General features: G+C 63.4%; 5 protein-coding genes. 1 reads left to right on the top strand and 4 read right to left on the bottom strand.

What is annotated here, in order from left to right:
* Window positions 1-390: 390 nt before the first annotated feature.
* Genes VEB01_RS09075 through VEB01_RS09065 form a run of 3 tightly spaced genes read right to left on the bottom strand, consistent with a single transcriptional unit; the run spans window position 391 to window position 3,741 of the window.
* Window positions 391-1,254 carry a tRNA nucleotidyltransferase/poly(A) polymerase-related protein gene (locus tag VEB01_RS09075; protein WP_324874736.1) on the bottom strand — a complete coding sequence of 288 codons (864 nt, stop codon included), beginning with the start codon at window positions 1,252-1,254 and terminating at the stop codon, window positions 391-393.
* On the bottom strand, window positions 1,251-2,855 hold the full coding sequence (locus VEB01_RS09070; RefSeq protein WP_324874734.1) for a protein adenylyltransferase SelO: 1,605 nt from the start codon (window positions 2,853-2,855) through the stop codon (window positions 1,251-1,253). Before VEB01_RS09070 ends, VEB01_RS09075 begins: the two co-directional genes overlap by 4 nt.
* The gene (locus VEB01_RS09065) at window positions 2,848-3,741 is read right to left on the bottom strand and encodes an NRDE family protein (RefSeq protein ID WP_324874732.1); all 894 of its coding nucleotides are present in this window, start codon (window positions 3,739-3,741) and stop codon (window positions 2,848-2,850) included. Before VEB01_RS09065 ends, VEB01_RS09070 begins: the two co-directional genes overlap by 8 nt.
* A gap of 156 nt (window positions 3,742-3,897) precedes the next feature.
* On the opposite strand from VEB01_RS09065, the gene VEB01_RS09060 reads away from it, so the two are divergent.
* The gene (locus VEB01_RS09060) at window positions 3,898-4,638 is read left to right on the top strand and encodes a YkgJ family cysteine cluster protein (protein WP_324874730.1); all 741 of its coding nucleotides are present in this window, start codon (window positions 3,898-3,900) and stop codon (window positions 4,636-4,638) included.
* A 413-nt stretch (window positions 4,639-5,051) separates the two neighbouring features.
* On the opposite strand, the gene VEB01_RS09055 is transcribed toward VEB01_RS09060, so the two are convergent.
* On the bottom strand, window positions 5,052-6,752 hold the full coding sequence (locus VEB01_RS09055; RefSeq protein ID WP_324874728.1) for an ATP-binding protein: 1,701 nt from the start codon (window positions 6,750-6,752) through the stop codon (window positions 5,052-5,054).
* Window positions 6,753-7,186: the final 434 nt, after the last annotated feature.

The following is a 7,186-nucleotide window of genomic DNA, read 5'->3' as shown; positions in this document are numbered from 1 at the left end:
CGAAGGCCGGGGTTCGCCTTTTCCGCTCCGCGTCCTTGTTACGCGGAAAAGTCCGGCCCGTACGTCCTGTACGGGCGTTCGCCGGGACGGGAGGCCACTGGCCTCCCGTCTTTTCCGGCTCACCCTTGGCGAACCCGCTCGGCGGGACGCGTGTTCACCGGACACGCGTCTTATCCGCCTCGCCCTGCCGCGCCCCTTTGGGCTGGTCCGGCTCAAGGCGGCGATGCTCGGGGGCGTCCGAATGGGATCAAGACGTGTAGCGCCCGCTATTACGGGCGCTACACCAGACCAGAAAACGCGCTAGTCCGTTTCAAGGCGGCGATGCTCGGGCGTGCCATGACGGGACCAGACACCCAATCCGAAAATGCACCAAGGGGATCTCCGATCCCGCTACGGGTAGGTCCACCGCTCGCTTTGCAGTGCCTCCGCGATAGCTTGGGCGCGCCGTTCGAAAAGCTCCGCGCCTATCTCGGTCCGGGAGGCCGTAGCCGCATCAACGCTCGCAAACGCCTTGAACGCTCGGCGTAGCCGTTCGGCCTTCGGGTAATCCCCGATCTCATGTCCGGGGTAAGCGAGATAATCGCAGGTGCATACCGCCAACAGCTGCTCGAAACGCTCGGCGTGGCGTAGCGCCTCCACCTGATCGAGCAAGGCGGCGATCGCCGCGGCTCGCATATCGACGGCACGACGGACGCGATCGCATTCGCGCAGCACCAGCAGCGCCAGGTCGCGGCATTCCGCGGAGACCTTGAAGCGTTCGCAGACCGCTCTGACCAGGGGTTCGCCGCGAGCTTCGTGGCCGTAGTGGCCAGGCCAGAATTCGCGCGGCGAACCGGCTTTTCCCAGCTTGTGCAGCAGTGCCGCCCAGCGCGTGGCCAGCGGGACCTTTATCCGTGCGATTTCATCGATCAGCCGCAATTGGTGCACGCCCACGTCGACTTGCGGCGGATCGTCCGCGCTCTGGGGCACCCCGAACAAAGCGTCCACTTCCGGCAGCAGGCGTGCCAGAGCGCCGCATTGGCGCAGGACTCCCAGCATCCGCGAGGGGCGCTCGCTCATCAGGCCACGGGACAGTTCCGCCCATGCCCGTTCGGGTTCCAGAGTGTCGATGACGCCTGCGGCTACCCGCTCACCCATCAGATTCAGGGTTTCCGAGGGCACTACCCAATCGGGCGCATGGGCGGCAAACACCGCTATCCGCAGGATGTCCAGCGGGTCCTTGCCGAGGGTGGGTTGGGAACGGCGCGTTATCACGACGAGCAGCTGACCTCGATGTGCCGCAGCTCTTCCGGCGGCGCGGCGGCATAGGCGTCCATCTCCGGCTGCTCGCCGTAAGGCTGGCCGAGCAGCCGCATGAGCCTCTCCACTTCCGAATCGTCTCCCGCCGCTGCTTTCTCTATAGCGGCTTGAGCCAGATGGTTGCGCAGCACGTACTTGGGATTGACGCGGTCCATGCGCCTGGCTCGTGCGTCGTCGTCGGTGTTCTGTTCGGCACGCAGGCGGGCACGATAATCGACGATCCAGGCATCGTAAGCTTCGAGGTCGGCAATCTCCTCGCGAGCGCCAGTCGCGCGCCCGTCGCTGTCCGTGCGCACCCTGGAGAGATGGCGGAAGCTTCGGGTGAAATCGCTCTTGCCGCGCTGCAGGATGGCCAGGAACCGATTGACCAGGTCGGCATCGCCGTCACGGACCTCGTAAAGGCCCAGCTTGTCGGCCCAGCGGCGCATGATCGCCTGGGTATAAACGGGGGCGTAGCGCTCGAAAATGCCGGTGGCGATCTCCAAGGCTTCAGGTTCCCGCTCGGAAAGCAGGGGCAAGGCGGCCCGCAGCAGCCGCGAGCAATTCCATTGCCCGATCTCGGGTTGGGCGTAATAGGCGTAACGGCCTTCATAGTCCGAGTGGTTGCAGACATGGTATTGCCGAAACGCGTCCATGAAGCCGAAAGGGCCGTAATCCAGGGTCAAGCCTAAACCTGAGAAGTTGTCGGTGTTCATGACGCCATGGCAGAAACCCAAAGCCTGCCATTGGGCGATCAGCCGGGCGGTGCGCTCGATCACCTCGCCCAGCCAGGTGGCATAGCGATCCGGGCGGGCTTTGAGGTGCGGAAAATGCTCGCCGATGACATGTTCAGCCAAGGGGGCGAGATGCTGGTGTTGTCCGTTGCGATAGAAGAATTCGAACTGTCCGAAGCGCACGAAGCTCGGTGCCACCCGGCAGACTACGGCCGCGGTTTCGACTGTTTCCCGATAGACCGGCTCCGGTGATGCAACCAGGCTCAAGCAGCGCGTGGTGGGCACGCCGAGGGCGTGCATCGCCTCCGAACAGAGGTATTCCCGTATCGACGAGCGCAGCACCGCGCGGCCGTCGAGCCCCCGTGAGTAAGGTGTTCGCCCGGCACCCTTGAGCTGTAACTCCATCCGCGCCCCGGCTGGCGTTTGTACCTCCGCGATCAATAGCGCGCGGCCATCCCCTAGTTGGGGCACCCAGGCCCCGAACTGATGCCCCGCGTAGACCGACGCCGACGGCGCGTACTTCGGCCACGGCCGATTGCCTGCCAAGATTCGCAGAAATTCCGGCGATTCGGCTTCGCCGACGTCAAGACCCAGTTCCAGAGCCAGGGACGCATTGAAATGCACCAGCCTCGGCTTCGGCAAGGCCGTGGCCGCCACCAGCGTATGGTAAGGCTCGCCCAGTTCCGCGTAGCGCGGCGCCAAGGGCAGTTCCCGATGGGAACGGCGCGGAGAAAACCCGTGCATCGTCTCTGGTCCGGGCGGTATGGGCACCGCTTCGCCGGCCGGGGTGTTCCGGCGCGCGGGCGCTCCCTGCGGGCGGGAACCCGCGCTGATTCTAGTCATCGATACCCCCCGCGGAAAAGACTTTGGGATCTAGGGTCCATTCCTCGACGACCCTTGAGGATTCGGTACCAGCCAGGTCAAAGCTGCGTTCCTCGAAGTAGACGCTGCCATCCCGCGCCATGACCAGTGCCGTGCTCGAACGCGTACCGGATTCGGGCCCAACGACGAAACAGGCGGAGAGGCGTTCCTCTTCCGCGGCGCCGACACCGGTATCGGGCAGTCCTTGAGAAGTGGTTTCGCGATCGGCGAGCATCGCGAATCCCGCTGTGGCGAAATCGGCCGGGGAGACCGGCTTGACGGCGCAGGCCGGATCGTCGGCGCCGCGAACGCTAGCCTTGGATAGATCCGAGTAGGCGCCCAGCAGCATCGCGAAGCCGCCGTGGGTTTTCAGATAAGAACCCAGCAGCGTGTCCAAACGCACGCACTTGGGCCAGGGCTCGTCGACCAGTCCGTTGGACAGAGTGTGTATGCCGGGGGTGAGCGCCAGCGGCAGGCGAGCGCGGGTAGCAGCATAGAACACGTGTCGCGGCGAACCCAAGAGCAGATTGAAGGGCGGATGGCCGCCGCGGGCGCGGGCGAAACGCCGGGCATGAACCACCGGCTCCTCGTCGGCGGTAAGGTAGTCCAGGGGCAATTGGCCGCGCGTAGGCGCGGCGGGATCGGTCGGCGAGCCATCGCGAAAGCTGGTAACGAGCGCGAAGCGGCCATCGCGGGCGACTCCGAACCAGGTACCGCCCCGCGCCAAGTCGCGGGCGCCGAGATAGGCAGGCTCCGTCGGCCACCAGGCGGCCGGCGCCGTCGGACGGGCGTGTTGCTCGTCGCGGTTGGCGATCAGAACCAGGGGAAAGTCGGGATGGGCACCCCAGGCCAGGGCAATCACGCTCATAGGAGAACTCCTCCGTAAGGTGATGAATACCCCGTCCGGCATGATGAGCCGCTGAAAAATTCAGAGGCTGGACAGGTACGTTGACCTGGATACATTGAGATCGCAATATGGCTACTTTTATAACGCATGACAAACTCACCGATGCTGGAAGAAACAATGGCGGATCAATCCGGTCCTCTGGCCTTCTTCAAGGCGCAGCACCAAGCCTTCGCCGAAACCCTCGCCGCGAGACGCGGCCGAGAGGACCTGATCGACGGACTATTGGAACAGGCCTTCAGCAGTTTCGAAGGCAATGTCGAAATTCAGTCCGAGGGGCTGCCTCCCTTGGCCTGTCATAAGGGATGCGCCACCTGCTGCACGCTTCGGGTGACGGCAACGGCGCCCGAGATCCTGATGATCGCGCGCTATATCCGTTGGGCATCCGCCGCCTTGAAACGTGCCGAAATCGATTTGGAGCAGCGGATCGCCGATGCCGATCGCGCGACCCAAGGACTGAGCGAGGAGCAACGGGTAGCCCTCAGGCGCCGGTGTCCGTTCATCGCCAACGGCGTTTGCGTCATTTACCCGGTGCGTCCACTCGCCTGTCGCGGCCACGCCTCCTACGACAAGCGCGCCTGCGTCGAGGCCGCGGCCGGGCGTGCCGGAAGCGTGCCTTTTTCGGCACCCCACATGACTGTCCGGAGCCTGGTCCAGAACGCGATGCAGTCGGCGCTTCGGGATGCCGGCTATGCATTCGGCGCCTATGAGCTCAATCGGGCGGTATCCATGGCTTTAACCGATGGCAATCACCACGAGCGCTGGGCGGCGGGTGACGACGTCTTCGCCGACGCATTGGTGGCCGAAGTCAGTCTCGACGAGATGGCGAGCACCTTCGACGCCATTAAGGCCCATCCGTAGGGCGTTTTCGAGTTCGCTGCATGGATTTTTTGTTTTGTCCCGTTATGGCGCGCCCGAGCATCGCCGCCTGGAGCCGGACCAGCCCGAAGGGGCGCGGCGGGAAGCCGCGCGGCGACAAAGGCACACGGAAGTGCCTTTTGTCGCCCCCGGCTCCAGGCGGCGACGCGCAGGATTAGCGCGCCATCCGGGTGCCCTTTCTTTGGGTTCCTTTTCTTTGGGCACTCAAAGAAAAGGAACTCGCCCGCGGGGCGAGACCCGCATCAAAATAGACTGCCGCCCACGGCGGCTTCCTTTTCCAATCAACGTCTCATACTACTCAGCCCCACACGTCAGAACTGACGACGCTCTAGGGAAAAACCGAAAGAGGGAACGGCGTACCCGTACATTCCGTCACATGAGGCGTCCACATGAAACTATGGCGCATCCCGGCCCAAATCCATCCCCCGAAACACCGAGCAGCGTTTGAAGGCTTCCACCGTCGGCTTCACCTGCTTCTGATGACAGTACTTGGCCACCAGCTTCGCCAGTCCCTTGATGTCGCGGCCGGTTGCGGCCGGAAATAGGTCTACCAGTTCGTCGAGTAGCTTCGCGTCTACGTCCAGCGCGAACTGCTCGGTCATCACTTTCCAGATTTTGCGCCGATCGTCCCGATCCGGCGGGTAAAACTTGATCAGGGCGATACAGCGGGACACGATGGCCTCGTCGATGTCGTCCACCCGGTTGGTGGTGAGGAACAGGAGCCCGTTGAAATACTCCAGCACCCGCAGAAACACCCCGACCACCGCATTCATGGTGATGTTGTCGTCGCGGCGCTTGATGTAGACATCCGCCTCGTCGATCAGCATGACCGCACCCCAGCGCTGGGCGCGGGTGAGGACGTCCTTCAGCGCCGTTTCCATTGCCGCGACGTTCAGCCCCAACTGTCCCGAGTGCACCCGGTACAGCGGCCGCTTGATGATTTCGGAGTAGACCTCGGCGGTCAAAGTCTTGCCGACTCCCGGGGGGCCCGCACACAACACCGTGGTGCCTCCGGACTTGCCGGCGACGATGTCGTCCATCAGCACGTCCATCTCGGCGGTCAGGATATCGATGAGATCGGTCTGTTCCTCCGGCAGGATCAGCTTCTGCTTTAAGGCGGGCTGGTACCGGTAAGGCGCGATATCGTCCACGTGCACCCAGAGGTAGTGGTGCAGGTCCAGGTGGAACATGAGGATGAAGAAATGCACGGGCAGTTGCGTGAACAAGCCCTTCGGCATGGCGGCCTGCGATTCCTGGACTTCATCCTCGGCGTCGTAGCGATTGCTCTTAGCCGCCTTCCGCAGATAAGGCCCCAGAATGTCCCCGGTGGCGTCGAGGGTAAGCGATCGCGTGGTCAGGATGCTCTCGTCGTTGACCAGGCGCGCGCTGCCGCCTCCGGACGACAGCACCACCACGTCCTTGCGGGACCAATCGGTATCCCGGTGCGAGGCCGTCGGATCTTCCGCGTAAAAGCCGGTACCCTGGCCGGAAAACTGGGCCCCGTACCGGGCGCGCCAGTCGAAGTAACGCTCCGCGGTCTCATCGTAGCTGCGGATGAGCTCGGATGTTTCCTTCAGGAATCCCTTGGCGGCGAAAATCTCGGCCACTGTCTTGCCGGCGATGTCGCTCGGCAAAATCCGGATGGTATGGGTGGCGATCGATCCCTTGGCGTTGGCTTTCAGCTCGATGAACACTTTCCCAATCTCGTCGTTCGAGGCCGGGGTGTAGTCGAGCCGGGTGATGACGTAGGGCAAGGGTCTGCTGGCCACGTTCGCGGTGAACAGCCAACCCCGGAGCGCATCCGTCGCCAGGTAGCGGGCGATGGCCGGGACCATCATTTCGAGGTCCTCGGCCGCGAACCGGACTCCGTCGTCGTTCATGGCCTTTTGCAGGGTGGCGAGCTGCGCGGCCCGGGCCTGCATGTCCGGCCCCGCCTGCCGGTAAAGATTCCCGAGGAAAGCGAGTTCGCTGTTCGACAGTTGCTGGAACGGCACCTCGATGCGATTCCCGAAGCGCAGCTGTTCCTTCAACGGCGCCAATCCCGGGAACTCCTCGACCATCGCCTCGATGTAGGGCCGCTCGATCTGAAGCTTCATTTTCTCACCCTCCGATAAAGACGCGATAAGCCGGAATGCCGGAAACGCTTCGCTTATTCCGGCCTACAAACCGTTGTAGGCCGGAATAAGGCGGCAGCCGTTCCCGGCGAAGGCGTCGGAGCGCCGGGATAAGCCTGTCTTGAGCCCGCGTCGTAGGGCGCAATAGCGTAGTCGCGTATTGCGCCGCACGGGGACCGAATCCATCCGGCGGAAGGGTTGTCCGGGCGCTCCCCGGACAACCGTTTGCGATTGGAAGGGTCATCCTGGTGCTCCCCGGATGACCGTTTGCGATTGGAATACGGGAGTACCCTATTCCGCCCTTGTATTATCGATTTCGTGATGTTCTTAAGATTTTGGAGATACTCCGTGTCTTAAGACTCACACCTGGCGGGCACGCCAGGTTCGAGCGACTGGATGCCGTTTCCGCCCTTGGG

It is taken from the genome of Methylocaldum sp., from assembly GCF_035627495.1.
In the GTDB taxonomy this organism is placed as follows: domain Bacteria; phylum Pseudomonadota; class Gammaproteobacteria; order Methylococcales; family Methylococcaceae; genus Methylocaldum.
The sequence above is the reverse complement of the archived record's forward strand: the minus strand, read 5'-3'. Positions and strand labels throughout refer to the sequence as shown.

Bases quoted from the DNA above. Each gene is read 5' to 3' on its own strand.
- VEB01_RS09070 (WP_324874734.1), bottom strand. From the start codon at position 2,855: ATGACTAGAATCAGCGCGGGTTCCCGCCCGCAGGGAGCGCCCGCGCGC.
- VEB01_RS09065 (WP_324874732.1), bottom strand. From the start codon at position 3,741: ATGAGCGTGATTGCCCTGGCCTGGGGTGCCCATCCCGACTTTCCCCTG.
- VEB01_RS09060 (WP_324874730.1), top strand. From the start codon at position 3,898: ATGGCGGATCAATCCGGTCCTCTGGCCTTCTTCAAGGCGCAGCACCAA.
- VEB01_RS09055 (WP_324874728.1), bottom strand. From the start codon at position 6,752: ATGAAGCTTCAGATCGAGCGGCCCTACATCGAGGCGATGGTCGAGGAG.